Raw genomic sequence first — 22,618 nt, forward strand, 5'->3', positions numbered from 1 at the left:
AGATGACGATTCTGATTGTCATATTTGTATTCTCTACCTCTTTTGTGCTCTTTGCTGCGATTCTGCTCAAGCTTTCACACCGGTTCGGGAGTGGACCGGTCATTAAAAAACGAATGAGCGAATATGAAAAAGCGGTAGTGGAAATCAAGGAAAAAGAAAAGGAACTTTCGCTCATTCGCGATGAAAGCCTGAGCGAAATCCCGTTGCTCAATAAAATTCTCGAACATTTGAATTTGGCAAAGAAACTCAGTCGATTAATCGAACAGGCGGGTTTGAGCATTCGCGTCGGTCAATTGGTGCTGTTAATGTTCGTCAGCGGCGCCGTCGGTTTTATGCTCACGCTGCGCAGCACCAATATTTTATTCAAGGGCGCGGCAACCGGAGCGATGTTTTATGCACCCATGATTTATGTTCTGACAAAGCGTAAAGCCCGTCTGCATGCGTTTATTCGGGGATTCCCCGACGCCATCGATATGATTAACGGGGCACTGCGGGCCGGTCATGCATTTCCGCGCGCCCTGCAGATGGTTGCCGAGGAAGCCACGGACCCGATCAGCGTAGAATTCCGCCGTACAGTCGAAGAATATAACCTCGGCGCCACCTGGCAGCTTGCCTTCAATCATCTTCTCGAACGTATCGACAGTGCGGATTTGCGACTTTTTGTGACGGCGGTTCTTCTGCAGCGGGAGACAGGCGGTAATTTGAATGAGATACTCGAAAACATCGGTACAACGATCCGAGAGCGGTTCAAGTTAATGGGCAAAATGCGAACATTTACGGCGCAAGGCCGGATGTCGGGCTGGATATTAGGCGCTCTGCCCATCGCCTTTATTCTCATCATTTCCATGATGAGTCCGGGGTATTTGTCGCCGATGTTTCATCGGAAAATAGGCCAGTATATGTTGGTCACCGCCGGAATTTTGCAGGGAATCGGGTTTTATATGATTAACAAAATTATCGAAGTGAAATATCAATAAACGGGTCGGGAAGATGGGTGCGATTCTGTTATTGGTTTTCCTTTCTTCTTTTGTGATCTATTATCTCGGTTTGAACTTTTTGGCAACCCACTTTAATCCTGCTCTTTCGCGCATGAAGGCGATCGAAAACGGTAACCTGGTTCGTTCGTCGCAAAGCACGAATGATGTCGATTCACGCAAGTGGCCGCGCCATTTCGACACCAAAGAGCTTTTGGAAGAACTGGGACGCGTCGCCAAAGGCAGTTTGAAAAAGGAATCGCAGCTGAAAGCGGATCTGATTGCGGCAGGCTACCAAGGGGAGTCGGCCTATCTGCGATTAATGGGCATTAAATTAGCGTCATCTGCCGGTGGTTTCCTCCTGATCCTTTTGCTGGGCATGTTCAGCACGCGTCCGTTAAGTTGGATTCTGCTGATGGCTTCCGCCTCCGCCCTCTCTTTGTTTATGATGCCGGATATTTTGCTGCGTTTTAAGGTGGACAAGCGGCAGCGGGAAATAGCCATGGGGCTTCCCGACGCATTGGATCTTTTGGTCATCTGTGTTGAGGCCGGTTTAGGGCTAAATGCGGCGATTCAACGCGTCGGGCAGGATATGGGCATTCGCAACAAGTCCCTTAGCCAAGAATTGCTGCGCGCTGCTCAGGATTTGAGAATAGGCCAAACACGTGAAAAGGCGCTGCGCGGAATGAGCGACCGCAATCGAGTTGAGGACCTGCGCATTCTGGTCGGCGCATTGATCATGGCCGATAAATTGGGTACCAGCATCGCAAGTACTCTACGCGCCCAAGCCGAAGCGTTGCGGAATAGGATTCATCAACGCGCGGAGGAAAACGCCGCCAAAGCCAGCGTTAAAATGCTGCTGCCGCTGGTTATGTTCATCCTGCCGGCCCTGTTTATCGTCCTCATCGGTCCTGCCGTAATCATGATTCTCGACACCTTTGCTAAATAAAGCTGATTCTGCTTATGCCGCTTGCACTTCAGTCGGATAAGAAAGTTCTGCCCTTTATCATCGCTCACGCCGCCAATCCTGTTAGTCGGGCGGTCGGTTTGTTGGGAACCAATGAGCCGTTGCGCAATTTTCTATTGCTCTTTTCGCCTTGCCGCAGCATTCACACCTTCGGAATGAGGTATCCTCTCGACGCGATTGCCGTAGATGCTAATGGGAAAATACTTGAAATTGTCCCAAACATAGCGCCGAAGAAAATGGTATTCTTTCCCCAAGGTACACGGTCCGTTATTGAGGGAGCGGCAGGTTGGACAACGGAAGCCGGACTAAAGCTCGGTTCCCGCGTGCAGATTGAGATCGACAGGCGTCATAAAATTCACCCCGATTCTCTACGCAGCCTGCTCCATTGGCCGCTGAATTTTCTCTTGGCAGTGTTTTGGTTTCGCCTGGTGTTAGCTTTGACATCTGCCTTACGGCAGGACGTCACTTTTCTGAATACGGCTGTTTTAGTTCATAACTCATTGCTGATGTTTTTTTTCCTCATTCGAAGGGAAAGCAGGCAGACTTCACGTAAGGTTTTAGATTGGCTCATTCCATTTGCGGTTCTGTTGGCGGCAATGAGCTTTCGACCATTTCATTCCGCTGTTGTTCCTCTTGCGATTGCGATCGGCGTACAAAGCATCGGCATCATCGGCGTCATCTTTTCTCTCGGGAGCTTAGGACGAAGTTTCGGCATTATTCCGGCCAACCGGTCGATACAGCGTTGCGGCGCTTATCGGATCGTTCGGCATCCGCTTTACAGCGCGGAAATTTTCTTCTATTTTGGCTATGTATTGGGTAATACCAGTCTTTGGAATATTGCTCTTTTATTTTTCATAATGGCAGGGCAATTTTGGAGGGCGATCGCTGAAGAAAAATTGCTTTTGCAGGATCCCGCCTATCGGGACTATGTTTCTGCTGTCAGATACCGGTTCATTCCCAAGGTTCTCTAAAAATTCCCAACATACTTAAAAGATCTATAATTTTTTGATCACTCGGATTGTTTTCAAGTCGAAAAGGATTTCGAGCTTGCTTTTAACAATCCGCTTTTGTAATATAAAACGGTATTCCAAGACTACACTTCGCTCTTTTTGATTCGTCGATTGGGAAACGTTTTTTTTCAGGTTTCATCAAGATTATTCTCTATTCTTTTAAATCTCACTATGGTCATATTGATTTGGTCTATGCAAAACCAGGTAGCTCGATATGCCTAAAGACTCCAAGATCTTTATAGTCGAAGATGAGCCGGTCGTTGCTGAGGACATTAAAAGTCGACTTATCCATCTTGGTTATCAGGTATTAGGTCGAACAACGAGCGGCGAAAAAGCCGTGGAAATAGTCGGCGATCTTGCGCCCGATTTGGTATTGATGGACATTCGCCTCAGCGGCGAGATGAACGGCATCGAGGCGGCAATCAAAATCCGAGAATTGTACCACAGACCGGTTGTTTTTCTCACCGCCTATGCTGATGACTCTACGTTGTTTCGCGCCAAAGAAGCCGAAACTTTCGGTTATATCGTCAAACCCTTCGATGATCAGACACTGCGGACGACCATCGAAATGGCGCTCTATAAACACAAGATGGACGAGGTGGTGAGGCTCAGCGAACTGCAGCTCAGACGTTCACAGGCGATTGCTCATCTCGGGCACTGGACTTGGGATTTAGCTGCGAATCAATTTAGCGGATCAGAAGAATTTTTTCGAATCTTCGGCATCGACGATGGGAAATTTTCAGGAAACCTATACGACCTCCTTGCGGCAACCGTTCATGAAGAGGATAAAGAGACTGTTTTGAATGTGCACCAGGCTTTTATTAAAGAAAACAAGTTTCGGGAGTGTGAGTTCCGTCTGCGACGCGGAAAAGATCAGATCATCCATGTCTGGGCTCATCCCGGAGATCGAATCGAAAACAGCAAAGGCGAGGTTATCTTTGCCTCCGGGATCGTTCAGGATATTACCGAACGTAAGCAAGCCGAGCAAAAGCTTCGTGACGCGTTGGAAGAGATCCGTTTTTTGAAGGAAAAGCTCGAAGCGGAAAATGTTTATCTTCTCAATGAGATTCGTATGGTGGCCGAGCACGGCAATATTGTTGCCGAAAGCAAGGTCATGCAAAACATTTTGGCTCAGGCGAAGCAAGTCGCACAGACCACCTCTACCGTTCTAATTTTAGGCGAGACCGGAACCGGCAAGGAGCTTTTGGCGCGATACATCCACAGCATGAGTCCCCGCAAGGACCGCCCTTTGGTAGTGGTCAATTGCGCTGCGATGCCGGCCTCGCTGATGGAAAGCGAGCTTTTCGGTCGTGAGAAAGGCGCTTACACCGGGGCACTTACGAGGCAGATCGGGCGCTTCGAAGTGGCCGACGGCTCGACAATCTTTCTGGACGAAATCGGTGAAATGCCCATTGAAACTCAGGCCAAGCTGTTGCGCGTGCTGGAAAACGGTACCTTTGAACGGCTGGGCAGCACAAAACAGATCAAGGTGGACGTGCGTGTTATTGCCGCCACCAACCGTGACCTACAGGAAGAGGTGAATAAGGGCAATTTTCGCTCCGATCTCTTTTATCGGTTAAATGTCTTTCCGATCCGTATCCCTCCGTTACGCGAGCATCGTGAGGATATTCCTGCACTGGTCTGGTCGTTTATAAGGGAATTTCAGGAAAAAATGGGGAAAAATATCGAGAGCATCCCCAAGAAGACAATGGATGCTTTGATGAGCTATCCGTGGCCGGGCAATATTCGCGAACTTCGCAATGCCACGGAACGAGCCATGATTCTGTGTCAAGGGCCGGTCCTCCATTTTACTTTCCCCATAGGGGATATGGGCAGCACCGCCGAAAGTCCGGTCGGAATGTCACTCGAAGAAATGCAAAGAAAGCATATCATTGATGTTCTCAACCGTACCGGCTGGCGAATTCGCGGCAAAAACGGTGCTTCTGAAATCCTCAAAGTCAAACCGTCGACGTTGGAATCAAAGATGCGCAAATTGGGTATTCGAAGAGATAATAGCTGAAAAATATCGGACACGATATTTCGTAGTTTGCATTGAATTTCGGGGTTTTTGTACGAAATATTGTCGCGAGAGTCTGTATTTAATTCTACCCTATCTTATTAATTTTTATTTAATAATAAAGGCAGTGCACTTTCTTATCATTTAAGGCATTATTTTTGTCGAATCAAACTCGATTTAAAGCGCTGATAAGGCCGTTTCGAGAGAGCCTCGCAATTCTAATTTTTAAGGAGCGCTGGAAAAATGATCTTTTGCACGATCAAGTTATCCGTTTCACGGGATAATAAAGGCGAAGTGCTCAGGCTGTTGCGTCCTTTAGTCGATCCGACGCAAAGTTTTTCAGGATGTACAGACTGCCATTTGGCCGTCGATGCAAAGGACGAACACTTGGTCTACTTTACTATGAGCTGGTCTAACCGCCAGGATCTCGAGCGCTATATTTGTTCCGATTACTTTCTTGCCGTGCTTACGGCTATGGATCTGTGCAACAAACCCCCGCAGGTTTGCTTTCAAAATGTCAGCGGCATTCAAGGAATGGAATATATTCGCAAAGTAAGACGAATCATCCCGATCATGAACCGCAAATTTACCGTCCGTTCGTTAACAACGGCGCTCAGCACATGAGCAACAATATCCGCAAGGATGTTGATCAGCAAATTTAATATTCCAGAAGTTCAAAACTTTTTCAAAATCAAACAATCTGCCCGTCCATTACTAAATGCGGTTGTGGCGGCTGCTCTTTTTTCTTTAATAGGGGGAACGCAACCCGGCGAACTGAAAATAAAACGTTTTTTTAATGGCCGCATAGGAACTTCGAACTGGTCACAAGATGGAGAAGGCGGAAAGATGTCGTTACAGTCCTCTATCCTGATTATCAACCTAATAGAAAATAATTGACTTTTGCGAGATTTATTTAGAAATTTAATAAATAAGAGAAAGATATTTTTCGGCACGGCTGATCAATTTGCATAAGGTTCTGCAGGGTTTATCTAACCAATAATCCAGAGGAAGTATAATGATGACGGGAATGGATCTCAGGCCGGTAGAGATTTTACTGGTTGAAGACAATCCGGGAGATATTCGGTTGGCGCAGGAGGGTCTGCGCGAAGCCAAAGTGCTCAATAATCTTCATGTAGTAAAGGACGGCGAGGAAGCCCTGGCCTTTTTATATCGACAAGGTCAATATCAGAATGCCCCTAGGCCGAATATTATTCTACTTGATTTGAACCTGCCGCGCCGAAACGGCCGTGAAGTTCTGGCAGAAATCAAAAAAGATGAATCTTTGAGACAGATTCCGGTCGTGATTTTGACCTCGTCGAAATCTGAGGAGGATATCGCCAAGTCCTATGATCTGCACGCCAACAGCTATGTCTGTAAGCCGGTTGATTTGGACAAGTTTTTTCAAATTTTAAAAGCATTCGAGGCGTTTTGGCTGACGGTGGTCGAGCTGCCCAGCGGAGATGCATAAAATGAAGTTATTGTTCCTGGAGGATAATCCGGGCGACGTACGGCTGATTCTGTTGATGCTTAATGAAGCACCTTCCAAACGCTTCGAAATTCACCATGTAAAAAGATTATCAGAAGCCCTGCCTCGCCTGCAGGAAGAATCGTTCGATGCCATTCTTTCCGATTTGGGTTTGCCTGACAGCCAAGGGCTCGATACGCTGATTTCTTTACGCGAACAGGCTCCTTTTCTTCCGATCGTGGTATTGACCGGCAATGATGATGAAGCGATGGGGGTCGCCGCCGTGCAGGCAGGAGCTCAAGACTATTTGGTCAAAGGCAACATCACCACCGATCTTCTGGTCAAATCGCTCAACTTTGCCGTCGAGCGCAAACGCGGCGAACAGACAATTTTAGAGGAGCGCAATCGCGCCGCCTTTTTTAAAGATCTTCTCGTTCACGACATCAACAACATTAATCACGGCTTACTCTTTCATCTTAAACGCCTCCTGAAAGATGATACGCTGGGAGAAAAACAAAAGGAAGGCGTAAGCACCTGTCTTTCCCTCGTCGAAAAAATTGCACAATTGATTACCAACGTTCATCTGCTTTCGGAAATCGACAAGGGCGATTTAAATCTGGAGGCCGTAGACTTTAAGTCAGTGCTGAATGCCTGCGTTGAAAAGGTCAAGCAGATGTTCATCCAAAGTAAAGAGGTGGAGGTTCATCAACATTTACCGGAGGATCCTCTTTTCATTCGCGGTAATTACCTGCTCGACACCGTCGTTACCAATATTTTGATCAACGCGGTCAAATACAATCGTCAGCCGATAGCAACGATATGGGTGGAGGCGAAGGCAACAGAGGACGGCCGATATTACAAAGTCGAATTTAAAGACAACGGCATCGGTATACCGGACAGTGCCAAATCTGCAATGTTCCGCAAGAGCGAGCGGTTCAACGGGGATACAAGCAGCGGCCTGGGCATCGGATTGACCTTGGTGAAAAAAGTGGTCGAAGGTTACGGCGGCAAAATATGGCTCGAGGATCGGGTGAAAGGCGACTTTACTCAGGGCAGCAATTTTGTTCTGCTCTTGCCGAGAGCATGATATAACTATAAATTAATTATATGCTCAATAAATCACCAATTGTCGTTTACATCAGCATATAAATGGGAGGAGGAGTCATGGCGGAAAAAACTGCACTGGTTGTAGATGATTCGGAAATCAATCGTAATATTCTCAGTCTTTATTTGGAGCTATACGGTTATAAAGCCGTCTGTGAAGACGACGGTCTGAAAGGTTTTGAAACGTTCAAGAGCATCCATCCCCAACTCACCTTTTTGGATGTCGTAATGCCGGGTATTTCCGGAATCGAGCTTTTGAAAAAAATCAAGGAATATGACCCGCGAGCCAAGGTCATCATGGTGACCTCGCATATTTCGCAAAATACGCTCAAACAGATCAAAGATGCACAGGCAGACTGGGTCTTACAAAAGCCGTTTGATGAGGCGAAACTGGAAGAGATCATTCAGCGCATTGAATCTGCGTGATTGCGCAGCAATTCCGGCTGGTTTCCAAAGAAAGGAAACGCTATGTTTTGTACAAATTGCGGAGCGCCGCAACCAGAGCTAGTTCCCCCTTTTTGCGGAGTTTGCGGAGGGCCTTGGGGTTGGTTGTGTACGTGCGGCAACATCAATTCTCCGGAAGGAAAGTTTTGTGCGGCTTGCGGTGTCGGTCGTTCTATTCCCCAATCTGCTAAACATGAAGCGGCTGCGGATGAATCGCTTCGCTATTCCATGAGCAGTGTTGCGCCCGAGAGTGTTCAGAAAAAGCCGAGCACTACTCTTTCGATCGAACAATTGAGTCCGGAAGAAATCGATCAACTCCTTGCCGAAAGTCGGACGCTTGCAATTGCCCAAAAGCAAACCATTACGCAGGCTGATATCGACAAACTTTTCGAAAACAAATAGCTTAAAGATCGATGTACCGGCAGGAAGACATACGCTATTTTCAAGCGCTCATCAACAGCGGACACCTCAAAGAGGTTGACTTTGTTTTTCTCGATCAGCATTCTACCGATTTTCGCCAGGAATACGGTTTGACCAAAGCGCTGCTCACTCAGGCCGGCATCGACGAAATGGTGTTGGCGCAGACCTTGGCCAAAGAATTTCATCTGCCGTTGATGGAATCTATCGAGGGCGAGACATGGATCGACGTTGAGGGTCTGGATCGGCAGGAGCTGCTAAAGTATCGAGTGATCCCTTTTTTCGTGCAGCGCAAAGAGCTCTCGGTCGCATTCGTCGATCCTCCCTATCAAACAGTGATCAGTTTTTTGGAAACGGCCACTGGGAAAAAGATCCTGCCCGTCATCGTTCCGCTTTCGGTTTTTGAGGAGCTGCTGCGCGGCTCGCAAAGTGCTCAAAAAGATCTGCCCAATTTGCAAAAGTTGCAGACAATTCTGGAAAAGTCGCAAAGAGATCTTTATACAGAGCAGCCGGTTTCGCCGATCATGCCCAATTTGCTCGTCGAAGGTGCGTTGGAAGCAGCTCTCGAGACCACAGCGGAACGATTTCAATTCATCACACAGCCGGATCAACCGACCGATCTTAGGCTATGTTTGGCCGGAGCTTGGCAAAGTGTCGGCAGACTGCCGCGCGCTTCAGCTCCTCCCCTCTCCTCCTATCTGAGGCAATTGGGCGGACTCTTGTCTTCAGCCGCCAAAGGATCATCCGTCGTCACGTTACGAGCTTTCGACAAGCTGGTCAAAGTACATCTTGCAGCCGAACTGCAGGATGGGACTGAAATTTTCACATTAACACCGTTCAAAAAGGAACTCAAACCGCGCAATTTAGATGAACTGGGATTTTCTTCTTACGCTCTAGTCTATGCAACTCAGCTTTTTTCGCCGCCTAAAGGTTTGGTGCTGATAGCCGGTCCCCCGAAAAGCGGCAGGACGACGACTTATTATTCGGTTCTGAATCATTTGAAAAATGTAAAGCGCTCGATAGCCTCTGTTGAAAACCCGATTGAGATGGAGCTGGAAGGTATCAGTCAAATCTCAATGGATGTCGATCACGGGTTGACCTTTACTGAGGGGGTGAGAGCGTTGTTTCAAAATCCGGTACACATTTTGGGTGCCGGCGAAGTAGCCGGAACTGAACAGGCGGTGCTGCTGACCAAAGCCTCAAACGCCGGTATTGCCTGTATCGGGGTTATGACCGCTGCCGATGCTCCCGACGCCCTAGAGAGGCTGTTATCTATGGGTGTTGCACGGGAAGAGGCGGCAAAAGCGCTCCGCGGTATTATCGGCAGGCGCTTTGTGCGCAAACTTTGTCCGGCCTGTTCGGCCGACTATCGACCCGATCACAGTGAGCTAATCGCAATCGGCCTGTCAAATCTGCCGAAAGAGGTTTTTCTCAAGCGCGCCGTCGGTTGTAAAGCCTGTCTAAATTCCGGATATATAGGCGTGGTACCTCTTTTTGAAGTACTTCATTTTACCGAGCAGGAAAAGGAAATGGTAAAGAACGGGGCTTCGGCCGAAGAGATTTGCCGCTCGGCGCGAAAAAGCGGTTATCGGCCGTTGCGGATTGACGGCATTCTGAAAGTATTGGCCGGCTTGACAAGTCCCGCAGAAATCCAACGAATTCTCTATCCAGAAACCGAGAAACAAGGATAAAGCCTATGAAGCAAGAGAAAAAAGCTCCTGCAATTCCCTCTCAACCTGGGAATTTGCCCGATACGCTCACCGGTCAGATCGTCCTTGATTCCGTCCAAACGCCTACGCTCATTCTTGCTGCCGACATGACGATTACGACGGCAGGGCGTTCGTTCTATGAGGCGTTTCACCTGCAGCCTGCGGACGTCGTAGGGAAATCGATCTTTGAAATCCGCAATCGTCGTTGGGACATTCCGGCGCTTAAGACGCTCCTAAGCGACATCATTGAAGAGCGCAAAGAAAGCGGCAGCCTGCAGGTGGAAAAAAAGCTCGGTGACCCGAAAAAAGGCAGCATTCGCTTCCGCGTCCGCCTGATGCGGGCAACGGACGGCGCCAAATTCATTTTTCTGAAAATATACGATACCGATCGCATGCGGCCGGAAGATCACGTCATCCGCGAAATGCACCTGCTTACGGCGCTTCTCGATTCGGTTCCTGATCACATTTACTTTAAGGACAAACAAAGCCGCTTTATCAAAATTAACAAGTCTATGGCCGAGTGGGTCAACCTCAAAGACCCCGAAGAGGCGATCGGCAAAACCGACTTTGATTTTTTTACCGAAGAACATGCGCGCCCGGCTTTTGAGGACGAACAGCGCATCATAGCAACCGGTGAGCCGATTCTCAACATCATAGAAAAGGAAACTTGGCCCGACGGACACGAGACGTGGGTCTCCACCTCAAAAATGCCGCTGCGTGACCAAAGCGGAGAGATTATCGGCACGTTCGGCATCTCGCGTGACATTACGCAGCAAAAGCTTGCCGAGCTCGCTCTGCAACAGAGCGAAGAACGCTATCGCATGCTCGTTGAGAATCAGGGGGAAGGCGTTGCGTTTGTCGATCCGGATGAGAAATGGACCTTTGCCAATCCGGCCTGCGGCCGAATTTTCGGCGTGCCTGCAGAACAGCTCATCGGACGCTCCTTGAGGGATTTTACCAGAGAAGATGAATTTGCCCGCATTTTGGCGGAGACGGAACACCGCAAAAAGGGAGAAAGCAGCACTTACGAATTGGAAATTTTGCGGCCGGACGGCGAGACCCGCTGGATTATGGTTACAGCTACGCCGCGCTTTGACGATAACGGCAACTTTGTCGGCTCATTCGGCGTTTTTCGCGACATCACTGAAATGAAAAAAGCGGAAGATGCCATTCGCAGAAACGAGGAGCGGTACCGCAAGTTCCTGGATGCCGTGGATGATTTGGTCTTTATAAAGGACGAAGAGTTCCGCTATCAATTGGTTAATAGAGCACTTTCCGAGCTGCTCGGTAAAAAGCCGGAGGATATCATCGGCAAAACGGATGATGACCTGCTGCCGTTTCGTGAAGCCAAACAGGCGTTGCGAAGCGACAAGCACGCTTTGGCGGCCGGAAATATTGTTGTCAGCATCGAAAAGATCGGCGACCGTACCTATGAAGTCCGCAAGTTCCCTATCCCGCTCGAAGACGGCCGTATTGGAATCGGCGGCATTCTGCACGACATAACGCAGAGACTCAAGTCCGAAGAAACCATCCGCAACGAGCGCAACATGTTGCGTACTTTGATCAATATGCTGCCGGATACCATTTATGCCAAAGACCTTGAGGGACGCAAGATCTTGGCGAACTTGATGGATATGAAGTACGTAGGCGTCGAAAGCGAAGCCGATCTGATCGGCAAAACCGACTTTGATTTTTATCCGATTGAAATCGCGCAAAAGTTTTTTGAAGATGACAAGAACGTTTTGATGAGCGGCGAGCCTTTACTGAACCGTGAAGAGATCGTCCGCTTTGTAGACGGCAAGCCGCGCTGGCTGTTGACCTCGAAAGTGCCTTTCCGAGATGCGGACGGCAACGTGATCGGCCTTGTCGGCGTAGGTCGCGATATTACGGCGCTCAAAGAGGCGGAACAGGCGTTGGAGATAGAACGCAAAAAGTTGGCCGAATCGAACGAAAGACTCAAAGAATTTGCTTATGTCGTATCGCATGATCTTCAGGAACCGCTGCGCATGGTCATCAGCTATATGGGTTTGATTTCATCGCGCTATCGCGATAAATTGGACGAGACGGCGATCGAATTCATCAACTATGCCGTCGACGGCGCCCAAAGAATGCGGCAGTTGATTAATGCGCTACTCGACCTCTCACGTCTGGATACGCGGCCGCAAAACAACGTACCGCTGGAGGCGGAGCATGTACTGAATCTCAGCCTGCAGAACCTTCAGGTGGCCATTGAAGAATCCGGCGCCGAGATTACTCATGATTCTCTCCCCCGCGTGCTCGGCGATGAGACGCGGCTGGTTCAGCTGTTTCAAAATCTTATCAGCAATGCCCTTCGTTATCGGAGCGAGGCTCCGCCCAAGATTCACATCGGCGCCGAAGTCAAAGACGATATGGTCGAATTTTACGTCCAGGACAACGGCATCGGCATTGATCCGCAATACCATGAGCGTATTTTCCAGCTCTTTCAACGGCTGCATTCGCGGGATGAGTATGAGGGAACGGGCATCGGCCTGACCATGTGCCGGCGGATTGTCGAACAGCACGGAGGCAGAATTTGGGTCAAGTCTGAGTTGGGCAAGGGCGCGCGTTTTTATTTTACTTTGCCGATCGCTCCCCGAGGGGGTCAAGAAGGCGCAAGTAATTAAGCAAGGTTTTTTATCTTGTGGGTCAGGCAAATATTGGAGAGAACAAAAATCAACCGCGGGCGTTTAAAAAGGCCGCATCTCAGGCCTCGAGAAAGATATATGAATACTTTATTTTAAGCAAAACTTGCGGACATTCATGGCGGTTTCGGGTTGGAAAAATAACGGTCAGTTCGAGTTAACGGCGCTGATTGTCGAAGACAGTTCAGGCGATTATGAGCTGATCAAAAACATCCTGACGTCGGAGGGTTTTAATCTCGAATGCAAAAGGACCGACAATCAACGAGAATTTGTCGATCTTTTGAAGAACGGCTCTTTTGATATCATCCTTTCCGATTACAAGCTGCCGGGCTTTGATGCATTTGTTGCTCTTCGGCTGGCGCAGCAATTCAACCCTGATATTCCCTTTATTTGCGTTTCCGGTAATATAGGTGAGGAAACCGCAGCCGAGCTGCTTAAGCAGGGGGCTGTCGATTACGTTTTGAAGGATAATCTCTTTCGTCTGCCCTATGCAGTAATGCGGGCGATCAATGAGGCCCATGAGAAGCGAAGCAGACTGGCAGCCGAAGCCGCGCTGCGAGAAAGCGAAGAAAAGTTTCGCACCGTCGTTGAAGCGCTTGCATGCGCCGTTTTTATTTATCAGGATGAAGAATTCAAGTGGGTCAATCGCTATGCTCAGCAGCTGACGGGCTATTCCTCGCAGGAGCTGTTGAAAATGAAATTTTGGGAGTTTGCTCACCCTGATTTTCGCGATGTGGTGCGCGAGCGCGGGTTATTGCGGCAAAAAGGTGACGCAACCATCCCGAATCGATACGAGTTCCTAATCATCACCAAAGACGGGCAAGTGCGCTGGGTCGATTTTTCCGCCGGCATGATTCATCTAAACGGTCGGCCGGCCGGGCTCGGGACGGCATTCGACATTACAGATCGAAAAAACGCGGAAGCTGCCCTGCAGAAATCTTTGGAAGAAAAGACGTTTCTGCTTAAAGAGGTTCACCATCGCGTTAAGAACAGCCTCCAGATCGTCAATAGCGTATTGAATCTTCAAGCATATCGGCTGCAAAATCCCGAGGCACTGGCTGTGCTGCGTGAAACCAGCAACCGAATTTTGGCCATGGCGTTGCTGCACGAGACGCTCTATCGTGCCAATGTGCTCTCGCGCGTGCAGTTTGCTTCATACGTTGAAGGCGTCTGCAACAGCATCATGCACTCGTTCGGCATCAACGCTACCCGCGTTACCCTGGAAAATCGGGTTGAGAATGTGATGATGGATATCGATCAAGCCGTCTCCTGCGGCTTGATCATCAATGAGTTGGTATCCAACGCGCTGAAACATGCTTTCCCGACCGGACAGGGCAGAATTTTGATCGAGGCCAAACAGCCGGAACCCGAAATGTTGGAGCTGATCGTTTCCGACGACGGCATAGGGATGCCGGAAAGCACTGAAGAGCGTAAAGAGACTCTGGGGCTGCATTTGGTAGAGCTTTTGGCCGAAAAGCTGGGGAGTACCGTCGAAATCAAGAGACACCCAGGCACAACTTTTCGTTTTGTTTTCAAACTAAAGCCGTTACGTCAAAATACTCTTGAGTAAGTCCATGAAAGGTTATCCGAAAATTCTCATTGTCGAAGATGAACCGATCGTCGCAGAAGATCTGATGATTAATCTGCGCATGATGGGGTATGATTCGCTGCAAAAAGCTGCAACCGCAGAAGAAGCCCTCAAGATCATAGCTGTGCAGCCGCCGAATGTTGTGTTGATGGACATACGCTTGGGCGGCGAACTCGACGGAATCGATGCGGCCATCGAAATTCACGAGCGATGGCACCTGCCTGTTATCTTTATCACCGCTTATGCGGATGACCATTCTTTGGAGCGTGCCAAAGCATCCGACAGCTTCGGCTATATTCTCAAGCCGTTCGACGCCATGACCGTCAAAACGACGATCGAGATGGCTTTGTATAAGCACCGCATGGCCGAAGCGTTACGAGCCAGCGAAAAGCGTTACCGCTCCATTTTTGAATATAGCCCGATCGGCATTTTTCAGGCGGATAAAAAATACAACATCATTACGGCCAATCCTTCGCTGGTCAAGCTTTTCGGCTGCAAATCCGAGGAGGAGTGCCGCAGTTATTTAAAAAGATTCGAGGGGATGTGGCACTTGGATGAGGATCGCGAGGAGTTCCTCAAAGCGTTGGCGGAAACCGGTTCCGCAGAAGGTGAATACCGAATGCACACCAAAGACGGCCGTAACATTTGGGTGCTGATCAGCGCACGCTACAATGCCGAAGAAAACGCAGTCGAAGGCTTTATGCGGGATGTGACCAAACGCAAGGAGGCTGAAGAGCAGCTGCAGCGTGAGCGCCAGGAGCTGGCCAAATCCAATGCCGAGCTCAAACAGTTTGCCTATGCGGCTTCACATGATCTCCAGGAGCCCCTGCGGATGGTGGTCAGTTACGTTCAGATGCTCAAACACAAGTATTATCACAAGCTGGACGCGGATGCCGATCAGTACATTGATTTTGCCGTCGAAGGTGCCAAGCGCATGAAGCAGCTGATCGCCGATCTATCGGCTTATTCGCACATCAGCATGAGCCGCCGGCCTTTCCGCTCCGTGCCGGCGAGAGAGATGGTGGACCGGGCGATGGAAGCGTTACGATTGCGCATCAAAGAAGCCGGCGCCAAAATCACCTGCGGCAAGCTTCCGACCGTTTACGGCGATGCCGAACAACTCGAAACGTTGTTTCGGCACCTTATTGATAATGCGCTTAAATTTCGCAGAGACGAACCGCCCCGTATTCGAATCTCGGCTAAACAATCCAAAGAGGGCTGGCTTTTTTCCATACACGACAATGGTATCGGCATAGAAGAGCAGCACAGCGACCGCATTTTCGAGCTTTTTCAACGGCTCAATGACCGCAATCAGTACAGCGGCAGCGGCGTCGGTCTGACCATCTGCAAAAAGATCGTTGAACATCATCAGGGACGCATCTGGTTTACTTCGGAAATCGGCAAAGGAACCACCTTCTTTTTTACTTTGCCGTTTGAAAAGACGGGGGTATCGCCGAAACATAAAATGGCCGAATAGGGAACGCATAACGCTCCTTCCTTTTTATCACATCCTCTCCCCCCGCCCTTTTCTTTCATGTCAAAGAATTACTTGCCTTTTTGTAAGAATCCTGCCATATTTGCTTTAGACTCATTTTAAACCTAATTCAGCACCAAAATGCGTCAGATGGGGGAAAGGATGCAATACGCTGCGTTTTATTGGCTGGTGTAAGGCTATGGAATGGAAATTCTTTAAAAGCACACAGGAAAGGCTGGTACTTTTCATGTCTTTGCTTATCCTGGTGCTTATCACCGGTTTATATCTCTTTAAAGTTTCGGAAGAGCGAAAATTTGCCGTACTAGTCGAACAATTGGCGGTTGAAAAAACCAATTTGACTAAAAACTTCCTGGAATTGCAGAGCGCGCCTTTGCGGGGTCTGGTTGACGATTATACCTATTGGGATGAAATGGTGCGCTTTATTCGCACCGGCGATCGCAAGTGGGCAAATGAAAACATTACTGCGACGCTCAATAACTTTCGCGCGGATTTTGCTTGGGTATTTTCAAAAAAACTTGACCTTGTTTACGCGGAGAATCATCTTCAGCCCGATTCCTTTTTTTTGCCGCTTCTTTTCAATACAAGTCTACACCGCATAGTGGAAAAAGGTCCGTTTTTTCATTTTTTTATGGATTCTCCCTACGGTCTTGTCGAAATTCACGGTGCTTCCGTTCATCCGAGTTCAGACCCTAAACATCAAACACCTCCTCATGGATATTTTTTTATTGGTAAGCAATGGGGAACCGAATTTCTGCAATCTTTTTCTGAAAGGATAGGCGGCAATGCTGCCATCCATCCTCCCGAATGGCAACAGCCGTCACCTAAAAATTCAGTTCAAAATTATATTATTACCACAACTATCCCTCTCCTTGGCTGGGACGGTTCAAGAGCAGCCGTGCTTAACGTGAACTTTCCAATTGCCGTAGCTCAGTCTCTGCGCCGTCAGGCAGATATTCAATATTCCCTTATCATTCTATTTTCAGTCGTAATTATCGAAGCAGTCTCCTTTTTTATTTACCTGCTCATTTTTCGACCGTTGCGCATGATTTCACAAAGTTTAGAGGAAAAAGACCTAAAACCGATTGCAAAGCTTTTAACCAAACAGAACGAATTCGCCCGATTGGCGCAGCTCGTTGCAGAGTTTTTCAGCCAACAAGAGAAACTCATTAAAGAGATTAATGAGCATAAAACCGCCGTTCAGGCGCTTGCCGAGAGCGAAAAAAAGTACCGCAACCTAGTCGAAAGTCTGCTTGATGGGGTCTACAAGAGCACACCGGACGGCAGATTTATCGACGTCAACCAGGCGATGGTAAAAATGCTGGGTTATGAAAGCAAAGAGGAGCTGATGGCAGTAGACATTCAATCCCAGCTTTATTTTCAACCTCAAGATCGTCTAAGCGCCGTTCTGCAGGAAAAACTGGAAGAGATGGCTGTTTTTCGGCTGCGTAAAAAGGACGGCACTGAAATTTGGGTCGAAGATCACGGCAGACTGGTGACCGATGAAAACGGCAATGTCTTATACCATGAAGGAATCCTTCGTGATGTGACCGATCGCATTCATGCCGAAGAGTCGCTGCGGCAGAGCCGAGAATGGATGCGGATCCTAATCGAAGGTTCACCGGAATTCTTTTTCTATACCCAGGATGCAGAGGGTAAAGTCACTTATACCTCTCCTTCGGTCGAAAAAATAACCGGCTACACTGTTGAGGAGTGGCAGGGACAAACACATTGGTTTACAACGGAATCGGACATCAATCGAATTGCCCGTGAGAGGACGCAGGCGCATCTGCGCGGAGAGGACAGCCATGAACCTATGTACGTTGAAATCATGCACGCCCAAGGGAGACCGATTATCCTTGAGCTTGCCGAACATCCCGTTATTCGCAACGGAAAGGTCATCGGCATACAGGGATTGGCGCGCGACATTACGCAAAGAGTCCGCGCCGAAAAGGAGCAGCAGGAACACCTGAAAAGACTGCAGAAACAACAGGAAGCTATCGTAAAAATATCCACTCGTCAGGCCGGCTCCGATGAAACATTGCTGGATTCTCTGCAATTCATAACAGAAATTGCGGCGGAGGGTATTCAAGTCGAGCGATGCAGCATCTGGACCTTTGACGAAAAACATGAAAACTTGATCTGCCAGGATTTGTACCTTTTGTCCGAAAACAAACATGAGCATGGATTACAACTTTCGTCCGATAATTATCCAGCGTATTTCGAAGCGGTTCGCAGAAATCGGACCGTCCCGATTTCCGATGCGCGCACCGATCCACGATCAGCTGCATTTCTCGATAACTATCTCATCCCTCACAATATTTATTCCATGCTCGACGCCGGCATCCGCATTTCCGGCAAACTGGTCGGGGTAATCTGTTTCGAACATGTCGGTGAAACCCGTTTTTGGCATGAAGATGAGATCAGTTTTGCGGCCCAAATCAGTGATCAAATCACGCAGGCCATTCTAGACGACGAAAGGCGCAAGGTGGAAAGAGCGCTGCGCAATTCGATCGATGAAATCACCATTCTGCTCAAAGAAGTCCATCACCGTGTAAAAAATAATCTCCAGATCATGTCCAGCCTGCTCAATCTGCAGGCGGCACGAACCACGAATCAAGAAGTTTTGGCTGCTCTGCGCGACGCCGGCAGCCGAATTCGCTCAATGGCTTTGCTGCATGAGACCTTGTATCGCACTGGAAACATGGCTCAAGTCAACTTTGCTGAATATGTGGAAATTATTTGCGGTGTGCTCGTACGGACTTTTGGATCTTCAATTTCTCACATTTCCATCGAGCGCAAAATTCCGCGCATTACCTTGAACATTGACGACGCCGTATCGTGCGGCTTGATCATCAATGAGTTGGTATCGAACGCAATCAAGCATGCTTTCCCCAATAGAAAACACGGAAAAATTTTGGTCGAATTTAAGAAAATTAGAGGCACGGCCGAACTGATCGTAGCCGACGACGGCATCGGATTGCCCCCTTCCTTTGCTCTGAACGATCAGGAGTCTCTTGGACTGCGCCTGGTGCAGATGATGGCTGAAAAATTGGACGGCAAGCTCGAATTTTTGACACAAGGAGGGACGACCGTAAGGATCGTCTTTAAAGCGGATCTATTTGCTGCCTGACCTGCCCCCTTTCAGCCTTAGTAACAACATTGCCGCATACCCCATACCGCTTTAGCTGCGATTATTCAATCAAGCCTCAAGACGTCTCGTTCATTTTCTCATTAATCAACTCTATTCCCCATTATAATCTATCTTGTACCCCAAAACCCACGAAATATCGTGTCTTCTTTGATATTTCAGAGAACTATAATTTCGGCGTTAAAATTCGGACTGAATTTGCCATGTTATTAGTTAATGTTATTTTTTGATTTATAATTTTTTCATTTTCACAATAAAGCCGGCACACTAATTGGTAAATTGTTATTGTCCAAAAGGTATATCTTTAGAGTAAGGTTAAGGAGCAAAATAATCATGAATAAATTTAGAGGATTGCTGCTGAGCTTAATGGTTTTGGCGCTGCAGTCTATCCTTTCGGCGTCGATGGTTCAGCTTGGAGATAGGGAACTATTCCAACAAGCTGAAAGCGTTGTCGTCGCTCGCGTGGAAAAGGTAGTTTCGTATTGGGATACGGAACATAGAAATATCTACAGTGATGTAACGGTATTTGTAGAGTATCAGTTAAAAGGTGCGTCGTTACAACGGTATCGGACTTTTCGCGTTCCCGGCGGCAGAGTCGGCGACATCATTCAGGAAGTCAGCGAAATGCCTTCTTTTAACCCTGGAGAGAGGGTATTGTTGTTTTTGGGAGACAAGGTCCAGCCGATCATCGGCGGGCTGCAGGGCAAGGTGCAGCTGGTCGGCAATCGGATCGTCGGCCGTGAAATGACGGTGGAAGAATTTTCCGCCAAGATGGCCGAGATTCAACCGATCAGGCAGGGTGTTCCGCTTCCCTCCGGTCAGACGTCTTTGCTGACGCCGTTTGAATTTGAACAATGCACTATGCCTAAGAATAAAATGCGGGATTCGATGCAGAACATCGGTTCCAACCGCACTACTTCGACCTCTACAATTTTTTCCGACGGCTTTGAAGCCGGTTTTCCTACGGGCCAATGGACGCGTTCAAGCGGCAGCAACGGATATACGTGGGGAGCGGAAAGCTATAATCCTTATGCAGGGAACTATGCCGTCTGGTGCGCCGGGGCCAGTCTAAACGGACAGCCCGATTTAAACCCCGCAACAAACAATTATGCCAACAGCATGAACGCATGGATGCGTTGGGGGCCTTTCGATCTCAGCGATGCGGTTTCAGCACAGATGACTTTTTACCTTTGGCTGGAGTCAGAGAGCGGCTACGACTATTTCAAATGGGGGTCTTCGATCGATGGTAATGCTTTTGCAATGACCAAAACTTCAGGCCAAACCAGCGGATGGATGCAGCTTACGCTCGATTTGTCCGGTCGGGTCGGGCAAAGCCAAGTATGGATTGCATTTAATTTCACAAGCAGCGTCAGCAATACTTTTAAAGGAGCGTTCGTTGACGAGATCGTCATCAGCAAAACGCTTCCCAATGCCTCTTCGCCGGTTATTTACAACATCACACCAGGCAAGACCTCTGCCGGAACCAACACCCAAGTGACCATCACCGGTAATAATTTCGGCAATGTACAGGGAAACGGTTATGTAGAGTTTTTTTACCGCGCTGATCAGCCGAAGATTAAAGCACCGATCATCAGTTGGAGCAACACGACGATTGTTTGCACAGTGCCGATTGAAACCGTCAATGGTTACCCGGCATCAGCCTCCAGTGGTCCGGTAACCGTCACGACCAATGGGGGGCAGACCAGCCTGGGCTATGATTTTATCGTATCCTTTGGGTACGGCCAACGTAAGTGGAATACCAACAACGTGCCCTTTTTTATCAACGAAAACCTCGCCGGCGTAGACGGGGAAGGAGCGGCAATTCGAAATGCCGCCGATACTTGGACCTATGATGGAACAGCTAATTTCAGCTTGACATTTGCCGGCTATTGCGGTGCAACCTCCGCCTCCTATAACGGCAAAAACGAGATCACATGGGCAGCTTTGGGAACCAACGGCATCATTGCCCAAGCCTCGTGCTGGTTCAACACAAACGGCATCATTTTGGAAAGCGATATCGTTTTCAACAGTTCCTGCCCCTGGGGTATTGGAACAGGCAATTATTACGACATCGAGACGATTGCTCTGCACGAGTTCGGACATTGGCTCCATCTACGCGATATTTACGGCGATTTGGGCGATTCCGTAAATGACCGCGCCAAGGTTATGTACGGCTTTGGCTTTGTTAATTCGACCAAACGCAGCCTGCATCCCGATGATCGCGACGGCATTCAATACATCTATCAGCAGGCACCGGTTTTCGACGACTCTTGGGATACTCACGAATTGGATATTTCGGCCGTTCAGGCGCAGATCAAGGCTGCCCAGGGATATACACAGGGAACCGCGGCTGTATATAACGAAGTCTCGCCGTTAGTCACCAATCAGCGCAGTTTGCGGCGATGGTGGGCGATGCATGCTCTCGACCATGCCATGATTCGTTTGTACTTTACTGCTTCTATGTTGGTGGAAGCAAATTTCAGCGGCAATCCGACTATTTATCACTATAACGGACAAGCGTGGGTGCCAATTGCGACCAGCCCGGCGCAGGTGGAAGGAAATCTGCTTTATGTTGAATCCCTGGAACCGGTTACTTCCTGGTCCCCCTTTGCGCTATTCGACACCGGTCCGATAGCCGTCAACCTGACTTCTTTTATCGCTCAGGAAACTGCACAAGGCGTCGAATTGGTCTGGGAGGCAGCGCAAGAGATCAATTCTGCGGGATATGAGATTCAACGTCGCGCTGAAGGAGAAGCAGAGTGGCGAACGATAGCTTCGTGGACAACGCATGAAGAGCTGCGGGCTTTGGGCGGACTCGAAAGCCGTCTTTATCGGTGGGTTGATACGGATGCACCTCTGGACGGCCGCATTTTATATCGCATTCGAACCGTTTGCCTGAACGGTCAGAGTGAAACTTGGTGCGAAACCTCGATTCAACGGCTTTCCTCTTCCGTTTCTCAGCGCAAAAGTGTACCGACGACTTTTGCCTTTCATCCGGCGTATCCGAATCCCTTTAATCCGGTCACAAATTTTACTTTCGATCTGCCGCAAGAATCCATGACAACCATAACGGTTTTGGATATCTCCGGGCGGGTAAAGGACAAAGTTTATCAAGGTCACCTTCCTGCCGGGCGGCATCATTTCAGCTGGCGTGCGGACAACTTTGCTTCGGGTATTTACCTGCTTTGCATAGAGTCTGGATCCTATTCCGCCGTTCAACGGGTTGTTTTGGTAAAATAATCAAATCTGTTGTCGATCAGATTTGATAAGATAGACCCCCAAATATTGTGTTATCGAGTTTGTAGTTCTGCAATATCATCATCGATCGCCTAATTTTTTGCTAGTCCATATAAGGGGAGGATGCTATGAAGAACCTGCAAAAAGTTGCGGCCATTTTTCTCATTGCCCCTACCCTTTTGGCGCAGGGATCGCGCAAGGCGATTAATTTTTACGACAAAGAGAAGGAAAATCGTACTATTTTTGTCGGATATTGCGACGTAAATTTTAATTTGACCACTGCACTTACAGTAACGGCATGGGTCAAATGGGCCGATACCGTTAATGTCCAAGACCGATGGGCGAATATATGTTCCAACAACAGCCAAACGACCAGCGAC

Annotated in this window: 16 protein-coding genes; all 16 read left to right on the top strand. The window is 48.6% G+C overall.

Annotated features, from left to right (window positions below; all coding sequences use genetic code 11):
- The first annotated feature begins 2 nt into the window (after positions 1–2).
- Complete coding sequence (locus tag ONB24_11815) at positions 3–977, top strand: type II secretion system F family protein (GenBank protein MDZ7316803.1); 975 nt, start codon at positions 3–5, stop codon at positions 975–977.
- Positions 978–990: 13 nt separating this feature from the next.
- On the top strand, positions 991–1,923 hold the full coding sequence (locus tag ONB24_11820) for a type II secretion system F family protein (GenBank protein ID MDZ7316804.1): 933 nt from the start codon (positions 991–993) through the stop codon (positions 1,921–1,923).
- A 14-nt stretch (positions 1,924–1,937) separates the two neighbouring features.
- A complete protein-coding gene (locus ONB24_11825) occupies positions 1,938–2,912 on the top strand; it encodes a DUF192 domain-containing protein (GenBank protein MDZ7316805.1) in 975 nt (324 codons plus the stop codon).
- Between the two features lie 253 nt (positions 2,913–3,165).
- The gene (locus ONB24_11830) at positions 3,166–4,971 is read left to right on the top strand and encodes a sigma 54-interacting transcriptional regulator (protein ID MDZ7316806.1); all 1,806 of its coding nucleotides are present in this window, start codon (positions 3,166–3,168) and stop codon (positions 4,969–4,971) included.
- A gap of 240 nt (positions 4,972–5,211) precedes the next feature.
- Positions 5,212–5,592 carry an antibiotic biosynthesis monooxygenase gene (locus ONB24_11835; GenBank protein MDZ7316807.1) on the top strand — a complete coding sequence of 127 codons (381 nt, stop codon included), beginning with the start codon at positions 5,212–5,214 and terminating at the stop codon, positions 5,590–5,592.
- A gap of 18 nt (positions 5,593–5,610) precedes the next feature.
- The gene (locus tag ONB24_11840) at positions 5,611–5,865 is read left to right on the top strand and encodes a hypothetical protein (GenBank protein ID MDZ7316808.1); all 255 of its coding nucleotides are present in this window, start codon (positions 5,611–5,613) and stop codon (positions 5,863–5,865) included.
- 121 nt (positions 5,866–5,986) lie between these two features.
- Positions 5,987–6,436 (top strand): response regulator, encoded by a 450-nt coding sequence (locus ONB24_11845; GenBank protein ID MDZ7316809.1) that lies wholly within the window; start codon positions 5,987–5,989, stop codon positions 6,434–6,436.
- Between the two features lies 1 nt (position 6,437).
- Positions 6,438–7,520: a hybrid sensor histidine kinase/response regulator gene (locus ONB24_11850; protein MDZ7316810.1), complete on the top strand. Its 1,083-nt coding sequence runs from the start codon at positions 6,438–6,440 to the stop codon at positions 7,518–7,520.
- Between the two features lie 77 nt (positions 7,521–7,597).
- On the top strand, positions 7,598–7,963 hold the full coding sequence (locus ONB24_11855; GenBank protein MDZ7316811.1) for a response regulator: 366 nt from the start codon (positions 7,598–7,600) through the stop codon (positions 7,961–7,963).
- Between the two features lie 431 nt (positions 7,964–8,394).
- Positions 8,395–10,089 (top strand): ATPase, T2SS/T4P/T4SS family, encoded by a 1,695-nt coding sequence (locus tag ONB24_11860; GenBank protein MDZ7316812.1) that lies wholly within the window; start codon positions 8,395–8,397, stop codon positions 10,087–10,089.
- A 5-nt stretch (positions 10,090–10,094) separates the two neighbouring features.
- Positions 10,095–12,752, top strand: a complete 2,658-nt coding sequence (locus tag ONB24_11865; protein ID MDZ7316813.1) for a PAS domain-containing protein — start codon at positions 10,095–10,097, stop codon at positions 12,750–12,752.
- A gap of 136 nt (positions 12,753–12,888) precedes the next feature.
- Positions 12,889–14,340 (top strand): PAS domain S-box protein, encoded by a 1,452-nt coding sequence (locus ONB24_11870; protein ID MDZ7316814.1) that lies wholly within the window; start codon positions 12,889–12,891, stop codon positions 14,338–14,340.
- 4 nt (positions 14,341–14,344) lie between these two features.
- Positions 14,345–15,835, top strand: a complete 1,491-nt coding sequence (locus ONB24_11875) for an ATP-binding protein (GenBank protein ID MDZ7316815.1) — start codon at positions 14,345–14,347, stop codon at positions 15,833–15,835.
- A gap of 244 nt (positions 15,836–16,079) precedes the next feature.
- Entirely contained in the window at positions 16,080–18,983 is a 2,904-nt protein-coding gene (locus ONB24_11880) for a PAS domain S-box protein (protein MDZ7316816.1), read from the top strand.
- 351 nt (positions 18,984–19,334) lie between these two features.
- On the top strand, positions 19,335–22,241 hold the full coding sequence (locus tag ONB24_11885; GenBank protein MDZ7316817.1) for a T9SS type A sorting domain-containing protein: 2,907 nt from the start codon (positions 19,335–19,337) through the stop codon (positions 22,239–22,241).
- A 125-nt stretch (positions 22,242–22,366) separates the two neighbouring features.
- On the top strand, positions 22,367–22,618 hold a 252-nt coding region (locus ONB24_11890), incomplete at its 3' end, for a hypothetical protein (GenBank protein MDZ7316818.1).

The organism is candidate division KSB1 bacterium (genome assembly GCA_034505495.1).
GTDB lineage: Bacteria > Zhuqueibacterota > Zhuqueibacteria > Residuimicrobiales > Krinioviventaceae > Fontimicrobium_A.